Raw genomic sequence first — 659 nt, 5'->3', positions numbered from 1 at the left:
GGCAAGGCAAGATCAGAGCTATCAAATTCAAGAGCATCATTTTTATTATTCTTACGACGTTTTCCTACTTGTGTATCGGAACACACGGCAAAGGAACGCAAAGGCACTTCTGTATCTTCTGTCCATTCACGGATTGTTTGAGAGATAAGAGCAAGGGAGGGCACCAAAAACAAAACACGCTTGCTTTGACCTGCTATGGTTTCTGCTATCTTCAAACTGGTGAAAGTCTTGCCCGTACCACATGCCATAATCAGCTTGCCACGGTTTGCTTCTTGTAACCCTTCACAGACTTTCTCAAGGGCTTCTTTTTGATGATCTAAAAGCTTTTTTTTGGGTTGCTCTTTAAGAACGGCTTGTCCTTGTTCTTTATACGCCCCCCAATCGATTTGACTGTTCTCTAAATCAAAAAGGTTTATGCGTTGAATACGAACCTCTTATCCTTCACAAGTCAGTTCAACATTATCACTCCAATCTGTTTCGGTGCTATCAATCAGAATACGACGGGTGAATATTTTCTTGCCAGACGCTGCTATAAAACTATCAATATCTTCTTTTTTAATTATGTGAGAGGCGTCATAGCATTTACATTGAATAGCCGCATAGCCACCTTCATCACGGATTGTAGCGATCAAATCAATACCAATATCCGTTCCATCTTC

1 pseudogene is annotated in these 659 nt (G+C 40.8%); it reads right to left on the bottom strand.

Annotation, left to right across the window (positions count from 1 at the left end):
* A pseudogene (locus ACFIMP_RS09870) lies at positions 1–659 on the bottom strand (restriction endonuclease); the annotation flags it as partial.

The organism is Bartonella sp. AP65SXKL (assembly GCF_042195725.1).
Taxonomy (GTDB): Bacteria; Pseudomonadota; Alphaproteobacteria; order Rhizobiales; family Rhizobiaceae; genus Bartonella.
The sequence above is the reverse complement of the archived record's forward strand: the minus strand, read 5'-3'. Positions and strand labels throughout refer to the sequence as shown.